Below are 19,295 nucleotides of genomic sequence, written 5' to 3'. Positions count from 1 at the left end.
ATTCGTATTTGTCACTAATATCAAGTTTGCCGATTGCTGAGAATCCTTCCCTCTTTCTTTTGAGTGATTACCTTGGTTACTCTAGGTAGAAAAACAAAAAAAATTACTCATAAATTAATACTTCTACTTTTAGATAGACAACTACTTAATCTTTACTCCATCGTCAGATAGATAAATTTCTGTTGCAGATTTTCTAGATTGACTCAAAGATAGTCAAATAGGAGATTAACTCAGCATGGCGGAAAGTCCTGGACTAGGAGAGCAAGCACTAAATAAAGCCGCAGAAGTAGGGTTATCTAGCCAATTAGATGAAGTAGAAAATTTAGATGTCGATATTAAAACCGATCCGCTCAAATTGGTTCAGGGACAGATAGATACAGTTTCAATTGAGGGCGAAGGTTTAGTGATGCAAAAAGACCTCCGTGTCGAGGAAATGGACATGCAAATCCAAAGCGTCGCCATTAATCCTCTCAGTGTTGCTTTTGGCAAAATTGAACTTACAAAACCTACTGTAGGAAGTGCGCGAGTCGTTTTAACTGAAGCAGATATTAACCGCGCCTTTAACTCTGATTATGTTCGTTCTCAACTCCAAAATCAGAAAATACAGGTCAATGGACAAACGACAACAATTAATCCCCAAAATGTGGATTTTCACCTACCTGGTGAAGGAAAGGTTGCAGTAAATGCCAACATACTTTTAGTAGAAACTGGCGAAACTCACCAAGTTGCTTTTGAGGCAGTACCCCGCGCCAGCGCGAATGGAAAAACTGTTTCTTTGGAAAATGTCGAGTATGGAAAAGGGGAGGAAATATCGCCAGAAATCACAAAAGCTTTGGTAGATCAAACCAGTGAACTTTTGAACTTGAGCAACTTTGACTTGGAGGGAATGGCCTTACAAGTTAACAGTTTAAAGGTAGAACCAGGCAAACTCATACTCCAAGCCCAAGCTCACGTTGAGCAAATTCCTTCCGCTGAAAATTAGGGTAATAAAATAATGGAAACTACAGAAACTACAGAAAAAACTTCAACACCTTTCCCAAATATTCCACCAATTATTGAAAGTGATGATAGAGAATATCATGATAGCGGTGTACCCAGTACAGTAGCGATCGCTGGGCATCCCTTACACCCCTTAACTGTGATTTTTCCTATAGCCTTTTTAGCAGCCGCTTTGGGAAGCGACTTTGGCTATTGGTTAACAAAAGATTTCTTCTGGGCTAGGGCTTCGTTATGGTTGATCGGACTGGGCTTAGCGGGAGGTAGCATCGCAGCTTTAACCGGTATCAGCGACTTTTTGAAAATTGAACGAGTCCGCAAGCGCCAAGCAGGCTGGGCACATTTGATTCTTAACGTTTCCATCCTCGTCTTAACACTCGTCAACTTCCTCCTTCGTTTAGGTAATGTCGAGTCGCGCATCTTACCTTGGGGACTGTTAATCTCCTTGATTGTAGGTACATTAACTAGCGTTTCTGGGTGGTTCGGTGCTGAACTCTCTTATCGCCACAAAATCGGCGTAGTAGGTGCTGGTAGTAAAAGATATCCTTAACTATAAGTAGTAACTACTTTAGGACTTGATAAAGAGCTTGAGCATTGGCTCTAAACCTTCAAAATTGCTGTGACGACTGCTAGACTTTTGAGATCTCGCATTTGAGGATGGCCTCGAAAGGGACTGAGAAATCAGCTATGTAAAGGCTAAAATCTTTCTTAGTTTCTAGCCCTGAGAAAATGCGTCAAAATCGTCAGCAGTCAAAATTTATTGTATTGTCTATGCTCATCGTAGTAGCGATGGGCTTTTTCTTTAAGTACTATACTGGACCTGCTCATCAGTGGTTTAACAACTACGTAGCAGCTGTATTTTACGAAGTATTTTGGTGCCTGTTTGCATTTTGGTTTACCCGAAGTCGGACAGCAGTCAAACAAATACCTATTTGGGTTTTTATCATTACCTGCATACTCGAATTTTTGCAGCTTTGGCATCCAACACTCTTGGAAGAGATTCGCGCTACATTGATAGGTAAATGGTTACTTGGTACTACCTTTGCTTGGTGGGATTTTCCACATTATCTATTGGGTTGTGCTTTAGGTTGGTTATGGCTCAGGCAATTACAAGGAATAGGCAATGCAAAAAAAAGTCAAAGTGAAACCTAATTCAAAACAGCAAAAGATTGAAGAACAAAGCGACGGTAGTTTGAATGTGCATTTAAAATCTCCGCCAGTAGATGGAAAAGGAAATGAAGAGTTAATTAAACTACTAGCTGAAAAATTTAATGTACCCAAATCTCATATCAAAATTAAATTAGGTGCGACTTCTCGACAAAAATTAGTAGAAATTGAAACTGATATTTAGTATTAAATCAGTAGACAGTGGTCAGTTAACAGCTATTAGGGTAAGGCTAATAACTATTAACTGATAACTGTTAATAAAATCATACTTTGAGATCTTGTTGAAGGCTTATATATCCCGACTGAGATTTAACCCGTTTTATCCAAGTTTGAATAGCCGGAAATTGGGTCAAATCAAATCCACCTTCATCAGCTACATGAGTGTAAGCAAACAAAGCGATATCAGCAATAGTATAGCGTTCTCCTACAAAAAAGGTATGAGAACTTAAGTGCTTTTCCATCACTCTTAATGCAGCATAACCTGGTTCACGTCTTTGTTTTATGGCTTCTCGATATTCTTCAGGCTTACCTAAAATAGAAAGCAAAAACCTTGATGTGGCGATAAAAGGTTGATGGCTGTATTGTTCAAAAAATAGCCATTGCAACACCTGTGCTCGCAGAAATCTGTCATAAGGTAGAAATTCTGTGCCTTCACTTAAATATACCAATATGGCATTTGATTCTGCTAAGTATCTCCCCGGTTCAATCTCCAAAAGGGGAATCTTACCGTTAGGATTTTTACTTAAAAATTCCGGTGTTCGAGTCTCGCCTTTGATGATATTGACTTCTATTCTCTCAAATGGCATACCAATTTGTGTCAATAGAAGACGTATCTTATAGCCATTACCTGAGGGTAAAAAATCGTACAGCCGTAATATTTCCATACCAAAAATATAATAGGGAATATGTTCCGAATGTAGGGTTCAAAATACAATATCTTACCAAATGATTTTCAAAAAACCGGATATTTTCTGATTTATATTCAGTATGTCAGTTGGAATTAGAATTATCTGAAGAAATAAAAAAAGTATTAATTAATTATCATAATTTTAGATGTTTCATTTTAATCTGTGGTTGAAAATAAAAATATGTGTGGAAGATTCACTTTAAACCAGACAGCAGCAGCGTTAGCTCAAGCTTTTGATGTAGAAGCAGTTCCCGACTTGGCAGGGCAATATAACATTGCACCTACGCAAATGGTAGCGACAGTGTTACACACATCAGAAAGCCACAAGCGTGAATTTCGGCAATTACGTTGGGGGTTAATCCCCTCATGGGCGAAAGACCCAGGAATAGGAGCAAAACTCATCAATGCTAGGGCCGAAACCGTTGAGGAAAAACCATCTTTCCGTTCGGCTTTTAAGCACCGACGCTGTTTAGTATTGGCTGATGGCTTTTATGAATGGCAACGACAACAGCACAAAAAACAACCCTTTTACTTTCGTTTTCAAAATGGGCAACCATTCGCTTTTGCTGGTTTGTGGGAGAAATGGCAATCTCCTTCAGGAGAGGAAATTACCTCTTGTACAATTTTGACAACAGCAGCCAACGATTTACTGCAACCAATCCACGATCGTATGCCAGTAATTCTGGCTCCCAATGATTACAATCTGTGGTTAGACCCCCAAGAGCAAAAATCTGAAGCACTACACCAGCTATTACGTCCCTATCCAGCCGAAGCAATGACTAGCTACCCAGTTAGCACTTTGGTAAATAAACCTCAGCATAATACTCCAGAGTGCATCATGCCAATCAGCGAAAATAATCCCTGATAAATCAGTAAAATTAGGTATTAAGTATAGCGATCGCAAAATTACTAGGTACATAGAATTTGCCGCTCTCCCCTTTCATCCGTTTTACTAAAAGAGGGAAAATAGGGAAGTTCCGCCTATGCCCACACGACGTAGAGACAATATTAATCGCGTCTCAACAACGGCTAAACAAACTCCCTTTGGGCATCTTTTGAGCCAATAGCTGCAATCTCACAGAGGCAAATATGCCAAGAACACAGAAAAACGATAACTTTATTGACAAATCCTTTACAGTGATGGCGGATATCATCCTGAAGATATTGCCAACCAATAAAAAAGCTAAAGAAGCGTTTGTTTATTACCGAGATGGCATGTCGGCCCAAGCAGACGGCGAATATGCTGAAGCTTTAGAATACTATGAAGAAGCCCTCACATTAGAGGAAGATGCTAACGATCGCGGCTATATCCTCTACAATATGGGGCTAATCTATGCCAGCAATGGCGACCATGAGAAGGCCTTAGAACTGTACCACCAGGCAATTGAGTTAAACCCGCGTTTACCCCAAGCCTTAAACAACATCGCCGTGATTTATCACTACCAAGGCGAAAAGCTCAAAGAAACTGGCGATCATGATGGTGGTGAAGCACTGTTTGATCAAGCAGCCGATTATTGGGTTAGAGCGATTCGTATGGCTCCCAATAACTATATTGAAGCCCAAAACTGGTTGAAAACAACTGGAAGAGTGCAAATTGACGTATTCTTTTAGTCAATAGTCCTTGGTCATTTGTCTTTTGTTCAAAAACAATGACCAATGACCAATGACCAATGAACAATGACGACCAAATATAATAAACAATGATTGATCGTGAGCTAGTCCATAAAGTAGCCCTTCTCGCTCGTTTAGAGTTAACACCAGAAGAAGAAGCGCAATTCACTACCCAACTAGGAAGTATTCTTGATTATATCGAGCAGTTAAATGAACTGGATGTCAGTGATGTTCTGCCAACAGCAAGAGCAATAGATGTCAGCAATGTAACGCGAGAAGATGAACTACATCCCTATCCTGACAGAGAAGCCATCCTCAAGGGTGCGCCTGAACAGGAAGGAGAATTTTTCAAAGTACCAAAAATTCTCAATGCTGAATAGTTAATAGTCAATAGTCAATAGTCAATAGTCAATAGTCCAGAGTAATGAACCTTAACCAATGACAAATGACCACTGATCCTCGACTCTTGACCAATGACAAATGACCAATGACCAAGGAGGTAATTATGGGTTTGGGAATCCTCAAGGATGGGAAGTGGATATCGGAACGGGAACAAGAAGATTCCCAAGGAAAATTTATCCGTCCCTCAACCACTTTTCGCAATAAAATTACTGCCGATGGCTCTAGTGGATTTAAAGCTGAACCAGGGCGTTATCACTTATATATTTCTTGGGCTTGTCCTTGGGCTTGTCGTACTGCAATTCTTCACCAGTTAAAAGGGCTTACAGATGTAATTGGTTTATCGGTTGTTGGTGCGGTAATAGATCAAAATAGTTGGGAATTTACCGATGAACCGGGAGCTATTCCTGATACAGTTAACGGTACTCAATATCTTTGGCAACTTTATCTCAAAGCTGACCCTAACTACAGCGGGCGGGTGACAGTGCCAGTTTTATGGGATATTCAGGAAAAGACAATTGTTAATAATGAATCTCGCGAAATCATTCGGATGTTTGATACAGAATTCGATGCTTTCGCGAAAACAAATGTTAACTTCTATCCGCAAGAGTTACAAAAAGTAATTGACGAGACAATTGATAAGATTTACCAACCAATTAATAATGGCGTATATCGGGCGGGGTTTGCTACTAGTCAGTCAGCTTATGATGAGGCAGTAACAGAATTATTTGATAATCTCGATTATTGGGAACAAGTATTAGACAAACAACGCTATCTCTGCGGTAATAAAATAACAGAGGCAGACTGGTGTATGTTTACTACCTTGTTTCGCTTCGATCCAGTTTATTATGTGCATTTCAAATGCAACATTCGCCGCATTGTTGAGTATCCTAATCTGTGGAATTATCTCAAAGAACTCTACCAAGTGCCGGGAGTGAAGGAAACTTGTAATTTAGACCATATCAAACGGCATTATTACCGGAGTCATAACAAGGTTAACCCCACAAGGATTGTACCGAAAGGGCCGTTAATTGATTTTGATGCGCCTCATAATCGCGATCGCCTACCTATCTAATCGGCAATCCCTATCTACCAAACTCAGCAATCACCACTATTTCCGAATTTAGCGCCACTGATAAGGCAGCTACAATAGTACCCTAAATAAGGATTATGCCTGATTTTTGATTTTATGACTTCTGCTACAACCGTAAAAACTGAGTACGAAGCGATTATTGGTCTAGAAACCCATTGTCAGCTGAGTACTAATACCAAGATTTTTTCTACCAGCTCGACGGCATTTGGTGGAGACCCCAATACTAACATCGACCCAGTTTGTATGGGTTTACCTGGAGTCTTACCAGTTCTCAACCAAAAAGTACTAGAATATGCTGTCAAAGCTGGTTTAGCACTAAATTGTCAAATCGCTAAATACAGCAAATTTGACCGTAAACAGTATTTCTATCCCGATTTACCGAAAAATTACCAAATTTCGCAATATGACCTGCCAATAGCGGAACATGGTTGGTTAGAAATTGAGTTAGTAGATGCTGACGGTAATCCGATTCGCAAACGCATTGGGATCACCCGTTTGCACATGGAAGAAGATGCAGGCAAATTAGTACACGCGGGTAGCGAGCGTCTTTCCGGTTCTACCTATTCTCTGGTAGATTACAATCGCGCAGGTGTGCCATTAGTAGAAATTGTTTCGGAACCAGATCTGCGTTCTGGACAAGAAGCTGCTGAATACGCTCAAGAACTACGCCGAATTTTACGGTATCTTGGCGTCAGCGACGGCAACATGCAAGAGGGATCTTTACGTTGCGATGTCAACATCTCGATTCGTCCAGTGGGACAAAAAGAGTTTGGCACGAAAGTAGAAATTAAAAATATGAACTCATTCAACGCCATCCAACGGGCGATTGAATACGAGATTGAACGGCAAATTGCAGCAACAGTTGCAGGCGATCGCATTATTCAAGAAACTCGCCTGTGGGAAGAAGGTTCGCAACGTACAATTAGTATGCGGACAAAAGAAGGTTCTAGCGATTACCGCTATTTCCCCGAACCAGATTTAGCACCAATTGAAGTTTCAAGAGAACAATTAGAGGCTTGGCGCAGCGAACTTCCAGAATTACCCGCGCAAAAACGCCATCGTTACGAAACTGAATTGGGGCTTTCTGCTTACGATACGCGAGTTTTAACAGAAGATCGGCCATCTGCTGACTATTTTGAAAATGCGATCGCGGCGGGTGCAAATCCTAAAGCAGCCGCTAACTGGATTACTCAAGATATTGCAGCTTATCTCAATAAGCAAAAACTCAGCATTAGCGAAATCGGTTTGACTCCCAAAAATTTAGCCGATGTGATCGTTCGGATTGAACAAGGCAAAATCAGCAACGCCCAAGCCAAGCAAAAGTTACCAGACTTGCTTGCAGGTGTGTCTCCTGAGAAAGCTTTTGCAGGACAAGAACTCATTAGCGATCCTGCGGTGTTAGAACCAATCGTAGATGAAGTGATCGCCGCCAATCCCAAAGAACTAGAAAAGTATCGTAATGGTAACACTAATCTTAAAGGCTTCTTTGTTGGGCAGGTTTTGAAAAAGACTGAAAAACGTGCCGATCCTAAGCTGACTAATGAATTGGTGGAGAAGAAACTGAATTCTTAACTTTTCACTAAGCGATACAACAGGCTTTATGCGCGGTTTTGAGACCTAGGATCTGTAATTCACCCAAATGAAATCGCCTGTATTAATAGGTTTAGCCTGAGATGGGGACGCGGGGAAAATTTTATTCTCCGCGTCTTTGCGTTTCTGTATCCCTGCGTCTTTTGTTGATTGAAAAACCACCAATATATTTCTGGCAGCTGCTTCACAAAATTGTTACAAAAAGAAATTGTGAAGATGGGTTATACCCCTCAATCCAAAAATGCGATACTCTGCTATTTAGATGCACCATAATGCTCTGGAGAGCGCTCTAAGAGCCTCTTCTTTTTCTTTGCCAAATCAAGATGAAAAATTTGTGAAAAATTTACCTAAAAAAATCCATTAGGGGGTATTGACCATCATGGCAAAAGTGTTATAGTTATGTTATATAGATGCACCCTGATGACCTGGAGAGCTGCCCAAGTAGCTCTCTCTTTTTTTTGTGATAAGTAGAATGGTGTGGAAAAAAACTATGTTAAGAAAAACAAAATAGGCTTAAACCCTCTTCCCTTCTGCCCTTCGGGTTCGCCAGTCGCTCATGGGGGAAACCCCCAAGACCGCGCTGGCTCACCTTTTGCCTTCTGCCTCATTCCAACGATAAATATTCAAGCCGACCTACTTACTTCGATAAGTCTTCATCATAACTTTGCAAAAAGAAAGTTTAATAATGGGTATTGAGCCTCATGCAGAAAATGTTAATATCTGCTAGATAGATGCACACTGATGATCTGGAGAGTTTCCTAAGTGGCTCTCTATTTTATTTTCGTTTAAACTTAAAAACCAACTTAATCATTTTTTTATAAATTTATAACTAAGGGGTATTGCCCCTCACATAAGAGATGCTATAATATGCTATATAGATGCACCCTGATGATCTGGAGAGCTGCCCAAGTGGCTCTCCTTTTTCACGTTTTATCTGCGCTTTGAGTGAAAGATAAAGCAGAAGGGAAAATATTTTTATGCTCTGATTGAGGGTCTGAGCTTCCTTGCAGAGGAGCTATGCTAACGCCCGCTAGAGTGTATTTTGAATCTTGAAGTTTGAATTTTGAATTACCTAAGACTTGATATAATCGCCAGTCGAGCCACTGTATAGTTACGGGGGAATAATTATGGCGGATTGGCAGGAAATTACAGGTGGGATCACAGCACCAAGAGGATATCGGGCCGCAGGAATTACCGCAGGTTTAAAACCTTCAGGATTGCCCGATTTAGCTTTGATATTGTCAGATGTAGAAGCGATCGCAGCGGGTGTATTCACCACTAGTCAAGTTAAAGCCGCCTGCGTAGATTATTGTCGTCAACGCTTACAAGCCAAGCATAATACTCGGGCCATTCTTTGCAATGCTGGGCAAGCAAATGCTGCCACAGGTAGTCAAGGCTGGTTCGATGCCCTAGAATCAGCTATGGCAGTAGCCCAAGCTCTGAATATCTCCAGTGACTCTGTGTTATTGGCTTCGACTGGGGTAATTGGGCAGCGAATCCGAATCGATAAACTGAAAGCAGAAATTCCCCAACTAGTAGCAGCACTCTCAGACACAGGCTCAGATGCAGCAGCAAGAGCAATTATTACTACAGACTTAGTGACTAAATCGATTGCGCTAGAGACAACTATAGGCGATCGCCCCGTGCGCATTGGTGGTATTGCCAAAGGTTCTGGGATGATACATCCCAACATGGCAACTATGCTGGCATTTGTTACCTGTGATGCTGCTGTGTCACCAGGACTTTGGCAACAAATGTTGAGTCGCGCCGCTGACAGAAGTTTCAACTCAATTACTGTGGATGGTGATACCAGTACCAATGACAGCTTAATCGCCTTAGCAAATGGCCAATCCCGCACCCCAGCAATTGTAGAAATGGGGCCAGAAGCCGAAAAATTAGAGGCGATGTTAACAGCAGTGTGTCAACATTTAGCAAAAGCGATCGCTCGCGATGGTGAAGGTGCAACTTGCTTGATTGAAGTGCAAGTTACCGGCACCCATGATGAACTATCAGCACGTCAAATAGCTAAAACTATTGCAGGTTCATCTCTAGTGAAATCTGCAATTTTTGGTCGCGATCCTAATTGGGGGCGCATTGCCGCTGCCGCCGGACGTGCAGGTATACCATTTGAGCAAGAAAATCTGCAAATCAAGCTAGGAAATTTTTTACTACTAGAAAATGGACAACCTCTAGCATTTGACCGTGCAGCAGCGAGTGCTTATTTGAAAGGAGCATCTAAAGGTGCGTATCTTAAAGAAGATACAGTATTAATTTCTGTTAGCGTTGGTAATGGTCATGGTACAGGTAAAGCTTGGGGTTGTGACTTAAGTTATGACTATGTAAAGATTAACGCCGAATATACAACTTAAAAATTCGTAGTTTTTAATTCGTAATTCGTAATTCAAGAGACTTTTAAAAAGGGAACAAAATGGGCGCTAACGCATACAGATGAGTGTAGACTAAAATTACGAATTACGAATTACAAATTAGTAATTAATTATCTAGTTATGGCTGTAGCTCATTTCCATTTTTATGCTGAATTAAATGATTTTTTACGACGAAGTAAAAGGCAAGTAAAAATAGTTCATTCTTTTGCAGAAAGAGCTTCAATTAAAGATATGATCGAGTCTTTAGGCATTCCTCATCCAGAAGTTGATTTTATAAAAGTAAATGACAAATATGTAGATTTTTCTTATATTGTCCAGGATGGAGATATCATCAATGTCTACCCGATTTCTGCTAATTTTCCTACTAAACCAACAGTTTCAGTTCGCCCCCAAAGCCTCAGTATTATCCGTTTCGTTGTTGATATTCATTTAGGAAAACTAGCGACATCTTTAAGACTGCTAGGTTTTGATACTTTATATCGTAATGACTATGCAGATGAAGAATTAGCAGAGATATCCCATACACAAGTACGGATTCTTTTGACTCGTGACAAGGGTTTATTGATGCGGAGTTTAGTAACTTATGGCTATTACGTCAGAAGTACTAATCCTCAGCAGCAAATATTGGAAGTACTCCGACGCTTCGAGTTATTTAATTTAGTATCGCCCTTTCAACGATGTTTGCGCTGCAATGGATTATTAGAAACTGTAGAGAAGGAAACAATAATTAACCAATTGCCAGCAACTGTGCAATTACAAAATCATGAATTTCATCATTGCCAAGAATGCAAGCAAATTTATTGGAAAGGAACACATTATGAACGCTTGCAACAGTTTATTGATGGTGTACTTGACTCACAAAAAAATGAGTGATTCAGTCATGAGTCTCATTGAGATGAAAAGGCGAGCCACCAGGAATATTAGCAGCAATTATTTGGCGTTCTCCAACATTATCTGCACTTTTTTCTTGCTCATTTAAATCATCAGAAAGTGGGTCTTGCTCAAAGTTCTCTTCTTCTGTTTGCAGACTAGCTTTTTCCTGCTGAATATCGAGAGATTGAGCAGGCTCCTTTGCATGGGAAAAATCGATGAGTGGTTGCGACTGATCGGAATTCATGAGTAACTATATTCTGGAGTTTTCTCTAGTGTTGAATTTATTTTGCTAGCAAACATCTTTCCCAAGAAATAAACCAGGAGTAGCAAGTGACATTGATATTAGCTCTCGATGGCGGAACTAAATTAGCAGCAGCCACGGTAAATCTCGGTTCTAGACAATGGCTGCGTTATGAACGTCTCTTTTCTTCAGTGAATGCAGATGCGAACACTGATTTAGAAAATATGCGATCGCTCATTCACTCTTTGCTGCAAGATACAAAACCGACTGTTATTGGTGCCAGCTTTGGCGGACCAGTAGACGCTACCGTGGGAACAGTAAGACTTTCCCATCATGTTGCTGGCTGGGAAAATATTCCTCTCTAACATTTGCTAGAGCAGCGGTAAAAGGGGATGTGTGGAACGTTTAGCTTCGAGACCATATATAACCCACAATGCGCAGGAAGTATTAACAAACGAACGCAAAGTAGGAAAAATCTTGCAGGATTTGATAGGCATAATTTAGAGTTACTAACAGGGCAATTGGTAAGTGAAGCTGCGGTGGCTGGGGATGATCTAGCTCAGGAAATTTTACGAAAATCTGCTTGGGCGCTAGGTGTAGGTATTGGTAATGTAGCGAATTTGGTAAACCCACAATTTTTATCTCAGGTGGAAGCGTGACAAAGGCTGGGACTCGGTGGTAGGAAGTTTTACGTCAGGTGGCACGGGAGACAGCACTACCAGAAGTTGATTTTGAAATTGTCCCAGCATATTTAGGTGATGATGCGCCATTGTGGGGTGCTGTTGCAATTGCTCAATCTAGCTTCAAGTAAGTTAATCAGTAATACCAATTATTTATTACGAGATTCTAAGTATTTTAAAATTCTCTGATTTTCCAGTGTTAACTCTCTAATATCTGCTGTGTTGTCATCAATCCTTCTTTGATTATCAATCATTTGACGTTGCATATTCACCATTTGCCGTTGCATATCATCGAGCCTAGGTAAAATACTATTGGCTAAATCCGTTAAAGCTTGAATTGAATTAGCGTTAGATTCTATCAATTTCTCAATACGTTCAATATCGCTCATATTTTTCTGAAACTCATATAATAATTATGTCTATATATGACATTATAGACAATCACTATCAAAAATCATCAGACTAAATTAAGCGTATTCTCGGCTCATAATAAGCAGATAATTTTGCGGTAGATTTTTATTTTTTCTGGCTTAAACTCCATTGCATAATGCTCACCAATATTCAAGGATTGCATTGATTAATTGGCAATGTATCAATCCTAAATCATTCGTCAAATAAATATATTGCTTATTACTAGTCGCCAAGAGAAGGTTCACCAGGTTTATAGCAAGGCTTTGCCGGACTGACTCAACAGTTTAGGAGTAGCCGCATCTTTTAGCTGAGACCTGCCTTCCGCCATCTGCTTTGCGCTGTCTGCCTTTCTATAAGAATTATTAGTAAAAAACGACCAAGCTCAGAGAACAAATGAATTTAAGCTATATTTTAATTGTTAATAAAATGACAGCGACAATTATATGATCTGCTGCCTAAATCCCGATTGTCCAAATCCCTTAAATCCTGACGGTTCAAATTTTTGCCTCAGTTGTGGAACAGGGTTAGTATCGCTACTAAGAAATCGTTATCGCATTATCCAACCGCTGGGTAGAGGGGGATTTGCGCGTACTTATCTGGCAGATGATGTAGACAAGCTAAATGAACAATGCGTTGTTAAACAGCTAGTTCGCGGTCAATTTTATGGTGGTGGCGGTAGTGAAGCCCAGAAAAAAGCCACTGAGTTGTTTGAACGAGAAGCAAAACGTCTGCAAGAACTCGGAAAGCATGACCAAATTCCTACACTATTTGCTTATTTTAAAGAATACGACTACTTATATTTAGTACAAGAATTAATAGAAGGGCAAAATTTATTGCAGGAGCTAAAACAGCAGGGTTTATTTGATGAAATTAAAATTCGACAATTATTAAGTGATTTGTTACCTGTGCTGGAATTAATACATCAGCAACAAGTAATTCACCGAGATATTAAGCCAGAAAATATTATTCGTCGTCAACGTGATTGTAAGTTAGTGCTGATTGATTTTGGTGTATCTAAACAAAAGACAGAAACAATCAACACTGCACCAGGGACAATTATTGGTTCTTTAGGATATGCAGCAATTGAACAAATTCAGTTTGGCGAAGCTTATCCTGCTAGCGATCTCTACAGTTTGGGAATAGCTTGTTTTCATCTACTGACTAATATTTCGCCATCTCAACTGTGGATGAAACAAGGTTTTAGCTGGACTAATAATTGGCGCAGCCAAATACCGCAGCCGATCAGTCAAGAATTAGAGCTAGTTCTTGATAAGTTATTAAAAGAAAACCATGAACAGCGTTATCAGTCAGCTAGAGAAGTTTTACAAGACTTGAATTCTCAGATGGCTCCACATTGGACTGTGCCTCATACTATCATCTCACCGCAGCAAGTAATATCACCACAGCTGCCAATCCCACAACCTACTCCCTCTCCCTCTGCTTCCCCCTCACAATTCTCTATCAGCAAATTATTACCAGGCGGTGTGATTGTAGGTTCAGGTAGTTCGTTTTTAGCTATTACTCTCCTAAGTTTTTTAGGAACTACTTTAATTAGTTCTGGAATATGGGTGATAATTTTAGCAGCTTTAATCTTTACTCAATCTCGCTCTTTATTTGAAAAGACGTATTTATTTATTATTGCTGTGATTACAAATTTATTCATTTTCTATATATTCCAGAGTTGGCAAATCAATAATCCTTTACAATCTGGAACTAATGGATTGATAGTTGTAGTCTTATTAATCATACTTGGTGGTTTATTGGCATTTATTCTCATGGGAATATCCCAGATTATGGACAGATTAATTACTAAACATTTTTGATTTTGTAATTAATTTTACCTTTTGTTAGACCGTATTTAGATAAATTTATCTAATTAATAGGGGTAGTTATTTATGACAGTTAAGGACGAGAATATACGGTTACTGGTCTCTCTGGGAATTGCGGGTGTGATGGTAGCAGGTATTTTATGGTTAGTCAGCAAAGTTGCTTCTAAACCAATCGCAACACCCTCAACACCCTCAATGGTAAATTCGCCTACATTACCGATCGCCTCTTCTCCAGAGTGGATGAGTATAGGTGATAAAATTTTGGTAACAGCAGATAATACAGATGAGAAAGCGGCTGGCGTAAATGCTTTTAAAGCAGGAGATTTTGGCACTGCTATTATCAAATTTCAAGCATCCCTGCAAAGCAAGCGCAATGACCCAGAGACATTAATTTATTTGAATAATGCTAAAATTGGTAGATCAAAAGCCTTAAAGGTAGCCGTAATTGCCCCAATTGGTAGTAGCTTGAATGAGGCAAAAGAGACTTTACGTGGAGTAGCACAAGCTCAAGAAGAAGTTAATAGCAGTGGAGGTATTAATGGAGTGCCATTGCAGCTGCAAATTGCCAATTTAAATAGCTTTGGTCAGCTTGAAACGATAGATAATGAGTTGGCGAGAGACTCTAATCTTCTGGCAGTAGTAGGCTTTGGGCGCAACGAAAAGCTTTATAAACAGAGTGGTTTGGTGAGAGTCTCTCCAGGTAGTGGTAGAAATCAGCCTGGACAAAATCAGGCACAGTTTTTTGGGGATACCAGATATGTCTTCAATGTCAGCCCCAATCGTAATATTTTCAATCAAGCTCTTGCTGAATATATTGTTAAAAAAGAACGCCGTACTAATATATCTATTTGCCGAGATTCATCATTTAGAACAACTCAAGACACATCTAGTCAAGAAAAAGCAAATCAAGAACTTGTCAAAGAATATAGTGATTTAATCAGTAAAGCAGGGGGAAAAGTTACTGGTACAGATTGCGATTTAGGGGCAGCAAATTTTAGAGCTAGCGATTTTATTGCTAAGGCCACCAGCGATGGGGCAGAAGCTATACTTCTTATCCCCAGACCAGATAATATCAATCCTGCTCTTGATGTCGCAAAAGAGAATAAAGGCAGATTAGCACTTTTTGGTTCTCAACAGCTTTATGGTGAAAAGGTTTTAAAGTTTGGGCAAGGGGATATTAAAGGGATGGTGGTATCTGTACCTTGGCATCGGGATGCTAACCGTAATATGAGTAAAGGTAATTCCTTTGCTGATAAAGCTGCTAAACTTTGGGGTGGAGATGTAAGTCCGCGAACGGCGACAGCTTACGATGCACTTCAGGTAATTATCGCTGGTTTAAAAGAAGATAGTACTCGCCAAGGCTTGCAAAAGGTGCTAGCAAATTCTAATTTTTCAGCGATGGGAGCAACTGGTAAAATTCAGTTTTCATCATCAGGCGATCGCCAAGGTGGAGTCTTTTTAGTCAAAATTGAGCCTTGTCAGTCAGGTAAGCCTTGCGCTTCTAGTACTGGCTACGATTTTGTACTATTGCAATAAAATATTGTTTCTATTTATACTAAAAATTCTTGAATTTTTCGCAGGTGTTCAATTCGATTGGCACCTATTTTTTTTATACATTAATAGTTGCTAAGTATATATCTTTTAGGGGATGAAAAATCTTTGATTTTCTAATATACACATCTAGCTAGTTGCTGTATATATAATAATTCAAAAACTTAAGGAATATACTTCTGCTCAATTAAGCACTAATATACTAAATACACAAAAGTATAAATTCGGTGCATCAGATCTCTAAAAACAGGCAAAAAGTCTCAAGAGTGAAAATAACGCGATCTAAGGTTTTGAGAGCAATTTGTAACAGTCTGACAAAACTCTAGTAGACCTCAATTTGTAGTAAATACTCTCCTAAGCCGAAGTCTCATATATAACCCTAGCAAATTTGGGCTTTCTGGCTCGACTTTAGACAAAGCCGCGATCGCAACAAGTGCACTACCCTAGCAGCTAAGTTGATGAAATGAATCTGGCGATTTTCTTGAATAATTTCTGTAGAATTATCTGACTTTATTTATGACTAAGTCTTCTCCTCAAAAGCAAGCTGGGCAAAAAAAAATTGATCGGTTAAAGGGTAGTCAGCAAGACATAGGAAACGTTAGTTCAAAACGGCCAACAATAATTCAGTTTGCTTCTGGTCAACGACTGGAACGGCGAGATTGGAGTTTAAAGGTCAAGGCAACAGTTTGGTCTTGTATCATCAGTATGCTTCCCGTACTGACAGTCGGAGCTACAACCTATTGCATTGGGAACCAGCTAATTAGCGAGCAGATTCCTAATGCGAAACAACTAAGTACTAAAGATTTAACAGAAACTAAACTGGCACTCCAAAAACAGCTATCACTTTTGTTAATTGGGACAGGGGGAACGACTTTGTTGGTAGGTGCGATCGCGGCAAGTTTGGCGAATCGCGCTATTCGTCCACTCGTGAATGCAGCTGCACTCTCTAATAATATTGTACATAGGCTACTTCCAGAAAATGTGAGTACTCGTGCTGCGATCGCTAGCAAAGATGAACTGGTTGTTTTAGAAAAAAACATTAGCTTAATCAAAAAACAGCTTCCAGATTTGCTTTGGAAACAAGAATTTGAAGCTGAACATGTCCAAGTTTTGATGAACATTACTCGCCGCATTCACGAATTCCTCAATGAAGAAGATGTTCTCAAAACCACCGTTGAAGAAGTCCGTACAGCCTTAAGTACTGATCGCGTCACCATCTTTCGCTTCAACCCCAATGGAGAAGGAACCTTTGTCGCCGAATCAGTGGCATTCGGTTTACCAAAAACTTTGTGGGCTACAGTCTCAGACCCCTGTTTTGAGGAAGGATATGTTGAAAAATACCAGAACGGTCGCATCGTTGCTATTGATGATATCTATCAAACCGATCTCACTGATTGTCATATTGCCTTATTAGAAAGATTTGCTGTCAAAGCAAATTTAGTTGCACCCATTCTCAAAAAAGATCAACTATTTGGCTTATTAATTGCCCATGAGTGCTCTAAACCTCGCTTTTGGCAGCAGTCTGAGATTGATTTGTTCGCTCAGATAGCTACACAAGTGGGCTTTGTTCTCAACTACACTAGCCTAATTGACCAGATAGATACGAAAAACGATCAAACTCAGACATTTGTAGATATTATCCGCCGCATTCGAGAGTCACTCAATGAAGAGGATGTGCTCAAAACTACTGTTGAAGAAGTCCGTAAAGCAATTAGCGCTGACCGAGTGCTAGTTTATGACTTTGATGCCGACTGGTATGGCACTGTGATTGCAGAATCAGTGCTTCCAGGTTTTCCCAAAGCGTTGCGAGCCAAAATCAAAGACCCCTGTTTTGTAGAAGGCTATGTAGAAAGGTATCAAGCTGGTAGAGTCCAAGCTACTAACAATATTTATGAAGCGGGTTTGACCGAGTGTCACATTAACCAACTCGAACCTTTTGCAGTCAAAGCAAATTTGGTCGCACCAATTCTCAAAGACGACCAACTATTTGGCTTATTAATTGCGCATCAATGTTCCGCTCCTCGTAATTGGCGACAATCCGAGATTGATTTGTTCGCTCAGATCGCCATGCAAGCCGGATTTGCTCTTGACCATGCAAGGTTGCTTCAGCGAATTGATGCTGAAAGTGTGCGAACTCATTTGCAGGCAGACTTGACGCGCCGTATTCGAGAATCCCTCAATGAAGAGGATGTGCTCAAAACTACTGTTGAAGAAGTCCGCAAAGCGATTAGTACTGACCGAGTGCTAGTTTATGGTTTTGATGCCGACTGGTATGGCACTGTGATTGCAGAATCAGTGCTTCCAGGTTTTCCCAAAGCGTTGTGGGCCAAAATCAAAGATCCCTGTTTTGTAGAAGGCTATGTAGAAAAGTACCAAGCTGGCAGAGTCGAAGCTACTAACAATATTTATGAAGCAGGTTTGACCAGGTGTCATATTAACCAACTCGAACCTTTTGCAGTCAAAGCAAATTTGGTCGCACCAATTCTTAAAGACGACCAACTATTTGGCTTATTAATTGCACATCAATGTTCTGCTCCCCGTGATTGGCAGCAGTCTGAGATTGATTTGTTCGCTCAGATCGCCATGCAAGTCGGATTTGCTCTCGACCATGCGAGACTCCTCAACCAAGTAGATCAAGCATACCAAGCTGCGGAAGCATCATCTGTTCAACAGTCTCAAAAACAAGAACAGATCCGGATTCAAGTCTCAGAACTGCTCAAAAGTAGCAATACAGTTGTGCAAACCTTTTCTACAGGAGTTGCTCTTGAGCAGATGCAATGCATTAATTCCATCTACAATCAAATTCAACTGTTGGGTGATTCAGCTCAGGAAATGATTATCTCTGCCCAACGAATAGAACTCCAAGAACAGCAGCTTAGTCAAAGAGTACAAGATGAAAATGTGTCGATAAATCGGATTTTAAATAGCATCTGTACTATCCAACAAACAGTTGTAGAAGCTGCCGCCAAAGTTAACTGTATAGAAAAACCTTCTCAAAAGCTCTCTGAAATAGTAAGTCTCATGAGTAATGTTGTCTCGCAGATGAAGCTGCAAGCCATGCACACGGCACTTGAAGCATCTCGTGCTGGAGAAGCGAGTCAACCATTTGCTGAGATCGCACAAAAAATGCTTTCTTTAGTACAACAGTTAGATTCTGATATTGCAGAAGTTCAACCACTCGTTGCACAAATTCAGACAGAAAGCCACGAAATCATTGCTGCTATTGAGTCCAAAGCCGAATATGCAAAAAGCAGTACTGAATTGATAGAAGAAACTCAGCAGCAATTAAATGAGATGATTGCTATTAGTAACCAAATGAAAACGCTAGTGGCAGAGATTGCCCAAGCTGCGGCTGTTCAAGCCCAAACTTCTACCTCTGCAAATGAATCTATTTTGGGAGTTGCTACTATTGCCAATCAGACTTCAGAGCAAGCCCTAGCAATGGCAGAGTCATTAGCCCAGTTAGCAATATTTGCACAAGACTTTTAGGAAAAGTGTGAATTATACAATTTTAGATTGCATTTAAATTTCCAATTGTTGCAATCATTTTTCAAATTGGT

17 protein-coding genes and 1 pseudogene are annotated in these 19,295 nt (G+C 40.1%); 15 read left to right on the top strand and 3 right to left on the bottom strand.

What is annotated here, in order from left to right; genetic code table 11:
• Positions 1-235: 235 nt before the first annotated feature.
• The 4 genes from BV375_RS35280 (at position 236) to BV375_RS35265 (ending at position 2,347) form a co-directional block, all read left to right on the top strand.
• Positions 236-982, top strand: coding sequence for a DUF2993 domain-containing protein (locus BV375_RS35280; protein ID WP_086769268.1), 747 nt, complete (start codon positions 236-238; stop codon positions 980-982).
• 12 nt (positions 983-994) lie between these two features.
• Positions 995-1,546, top strand: coding sequence for a DUF2231 domain-containing protein (locus BV375_RS35275; RefSeq protein ID WP_086769266.1), 552 nt, complete (start codon positions 995-997; stop codon positions 1,544-1,546).
• 179 nt (positions 1,547-1,725) lie between these two features.
• A complete protein-coding gene (locus tag BV375_RS35270; protein ID WP_086769265.1) occupies positions 1,726-2,148 on the top strand; it encodes a DUF2809 domain-containing protein in 423 nt (140 codons plus the stop codon).
• A complete protein-coding gene (locus tag BV375_RS35265; protein ID WP_086769263.1) occupies positions 2,120-2,347 on the top strand; it encodes a DUF167 domain-containing protein in 228 nt (75 codons plus the stop codon). Before BV375_RS35270 ends, BV375_RS35265 begins: the two co-directional genes overlap by 29 nt.
• Before the next feature lie 79 nt (positions 2,348-2,426).
• Here the strand turns inward: BV375_RS35265 and BV375_RS35260 are convergent, their stop codons facing one another.
• Positions 2,427-3,047, bottom strand: a complete 621-nt coding sequence (locus tag BV375_RS35260) for a glutathione S-transferase family protein (RefSeq protein ID WP_086769261.1) — start codon at positions 3,045-3,047, stop codon at positions 2,427-2,429.
• Positions 3,048-3,251: 204 nt separating this feature from the next.
• Between BV375_RS35260 and BV375_RS35255 the strand changes: the two genes are divergently transcribed.
• The 7 genes from BV375_RS35255 (at position 3,252) to BV375_RS35225 (ending at position 11,023) form a co-directional block, all read left to right on the top strand.
• The gene (locus BV375_RS35255; protein WP_086769259.1) at positions 3,252-3,935 is read left to right on the top strand and encodes an SOS response-associated peptidase; all 684 of its coding nucleotides are present in this window, start codon (positions 3,252-3,254) and stop codon (positions 3,933-3,935) included.
• 224 nt (positions 3,936-4,159) lie between these two features.
• Entirely contained in the window at positions 4,160-4,681 is a 522-nt protein-coding gene (locus BV375_RS35250; RefSeq protein WP_086769257.1) for a photosystem I assembly protein Ycf3, read from the top strand.
• Positions 4,682-4,770: 89 nt separating this feature from the next.
• Complete coding sequence (gene gatC / locus BV375_RS35245) at positions 4,771-5,061, top strand: Asp-tRNA(Asn)/Glu-tRNA(Gln) amidotransferase subunit GatC (protein WP_086769255.1); 291 nt, start codon at positions 4,771-4,773, stop codon at positions 5,059-5,061.
• A gap of 125 nt (positions 5,062-5,186) precedes the next feature.
• Entirely contained in the window at positions 5,187-6,155 is a 969-nt protein-coding gene (locus tag BV375_RS35240) for a glutathione S-transferase family protein (RefSeq protein WP_086769253.1), read from the top strand.
• Between the two features lie 114 nt (positions 6,156-6,269).
• A complete protein-coding gene (gene gatB, locus BV375_RS35235; protein WP_086769251.1) occupies positions 6,270-7,745 on the top strand; it encodes an Asp-tRNA(Asn)/Glu-tRNA(Gln) amidotransferase subunit GatB in 1,476 nt (491 codons plus the stop codon).
• A gap of 1,145 nt (positions 7,746-8,890) precedes the next feature.
• Positions 8,891-10,132: a bifunctional ornithine acetyltransferase/N-acetylglutamate synthase gene (gene argJ, locus BV375_RS35230; protein WP_086769249.1), complete on the top strand. Its 1,242-nt coding sequence runs from the start codon at positions 8,891-8,893 to the stop codon at positions 10,130-10,132.
• Between the two features lie 138 nt (positions 10,133-10,270).
• A complete protein-coding gene (locus tag BV375_RS35225) occupies positions 10,271-11,023 on the top strand; it encodes a Mut7-C RNAse domain-containing protein (RefSeq protein ID WP_086769247.1) in 753 nt (250 codons plus the stop codon).
• Position 11,024: 1 nt separating this feature from the next.
• Here the strand turns inward: BV375_RS35225 and BV375_RS35220 are convergent, their stop codons facing one another.
• The gene (locus BV375_RS35220; RefSeq protein WP_086769245.1) at positions 11,025-11,267 is read right to left on the bottom strand and encodes a hypothetical protein; all 243 of its coding nucleotides are present in this window, start codon (positions 11,265-11,267) and stop codon (positions 11,025-11,027) included.
• Positions 11,268-11,353: 86 nt separating this feature from the next.
• Here BV375_RS35220 and BV375_RS35215 point away from each other — a divergent pair.
• A pseudogene (locus BV375_RS35215) lies at positions 11,354-12,075 on the top strand (ROK family protein).
• An 18-nt stretch (positions 12,076-12,093) separates the two neighbouring features.
• On the opposite strand, the gene BV375_RS35210 reads toward BV375_RS35215, so the two are convergent.
• The gene (locus BV375_RS35210; RefSeq protein WP_086769243.1) at positions 12,094-12,333 is read right to left on the bottom strand and encodes a hypothetical protein; all 240 of its coding nucleotides are present in this window, start codon (positions 12,331-12,333) and stop codon (positions 12,094-12,096) included.
• 465 nt (positions 12,334-12,798) lie between these two features.
• On the opposite strand from BV375_RS35210, the gene BV375_RS35205 reads away from it, so the two are divergent.
• The 3 genes from BV375_RS35205 (at position 12,799) to BV375_RS35195 (ending at position 19,224) form a co-directional block, all read left to right on the top strand.
• Positions 12,799-14,178 (top strand): serine/threonine-protein kinase, encoded by a 1,380-nt coding sequence (locus BV375_RS35205; protein WP_086769242.1) that lies wholly within the window; start codon positions 12,799-12,801, stop codon positions 14,176-14,178.
• A gap of 72 nt (positions 14,179-14,250) precedes the next feature.
• Positions 14,251-15,720, top strand: coding sequence for an ABC transporter substrate-binding protein (locus BV375_RS35200; RefSeq protein WP_086769240.1), 1,470 nt, complete (start codon positions 14,251-14,253; stop codon positions 15,718-15,720).
• 531 nt (positions 15,721-16,251) lie between these two features.
• Positions 16,252-19,224 carry a GAF domain-containing protein gene (locus BV375_RS35195; protein ID WP_086769238.1) on the top strand — a complete coding sequence of 991 codons (2,973 nt, stop codon included), beginning with the start codon at positions 16,252-16,254 and terminating at the stop codon, positions 19,222-19,224.
• Positions 19,225-19,295 lie beyond the last annotated feature (71 nt).

This window comes from Nostoc sp. 106C, assembly GCF_002154725.1.
In the GTDB taxonomy this organism is placed as follows: Bacteria; Cyanobacteriota; Cyanobacteriia; order Cyanobacteriales; family Nostocaceae; genus Aulosira.
The sequence above is the reverse complement of the archived record's forward strand: the minus strand, read 5'-3'. Positions and strand labels throughout refer to the sequence as shown.

Coding starts and splice junctions, on each gene's coding strand:
- BV375_RS35270 (WP_086769265.1), top strand. CDS start 1,726: ATGCGTCAAAATCGTCAGCAGTCAAAATTTATTGTATTGTCTATGCTC.
- BV375_RS35220 (WP_086769245.1), bottom strand. CDS start 11,267: ATGAATTCCGATCAGTCGCAACCACTCATCGATTTTTCCCATGCAAAG.
- BV375_RS35250 (WP_086769257.1), top strand. CDS start 4,160: ATGCCAAGAACACAGAAAAACGATAACTTTATTGACAAATCCTTTACA.
- gatC (WP_086769255.1), top strand. CDS start 4,771: ATGATTGATCGTGAGCTAGTCCATAAAGTAGCCCTTCTCGCTCGTTTA.
- BV375_RS35240 (WP_086769253.1), top strand. CDS start 5,187: ATGGGTTTGGGAATCCTCAAGGATGGGAAGTGGATATCGGAACGGGAA.
- gatB (WP_086769251.1), top strand. CDS start 6,270: ATGACTTCTGCTACAACCGTAAAAACTGAGTACGAAGCGATTATTGGT.
- BV375_RS35260 (WP_086769261.1), bottom strand. CDS start 3,047: ATGGAAATATTACGGCTGTACGATTTTTTACCCTCAGGTAATGGCTAT.
- BV375_RS35275 (WP_086769266.1), top strand. CDS start 995: ATGGAAACTACAGAAACTACAGAAAAAACTTCAACACCTTTCCCAAAT.
- argJ (WP_086769249.1), top strand. CDS start 8,891: ATGGCGGATTGGCAGGAAATTACAGGTGGGATCACAGCACCAAGAGGA.
- BV375_RS35200 (WP_086769240.1), top strand. CDS start 14,251: ATGACAGTTAAGGACGAGAATATACGGTTACTGGTCTCTCTGGGAATT.
- BV375_RS35280 (WP_086769268.1), top strand. CDS start 236: ATGGCGGAAAGTCCTGGACTAGGAGAGCAAGCACTAAATAAAGCCGCA.
- BV375_RS35210 (WP_086769243.1), bottom strand. CDS start 12,333: ATGAGCGATATTGAACGTATTGAGAAATTGATAGAATCTAACGCTAAT.
- BV375_RS35195 (WP_086769238.1), top strand. CDS start 16,252: ATGACTAAGTCTTCTCCTCAAAAGCAAGCTGGGCAAAAAAAAATTGAT.
- BV375_RS35255 (WP_086769259.1), top strand. CDS start 3,252: ATGTGTGGAAGATTCACTTTAAACCAGACAGCAGCAGCGTTAGCTCAA.
- BV375_RS35205 (WP_086769242.1), top strand. CDS start 12,799: ATGATCTGCTGCCTAAATCCCGATTGTCCAAATCCCTTAAATCCTGAC.
- BV375_RS35265 (WP_086769263.1), top strand. CDS start 2,120: ATGCAAAAAAAAGTCAAAGTGAAACCTAATTCAAAACAGCAAAAGATT.
- BV375_RS35225 (WP_086769247.1), top strand. CDS start 10,271: ATGGCTGTAGCTCATTTCCATTTTTATGCTGAATTAAATGATTTTTTA.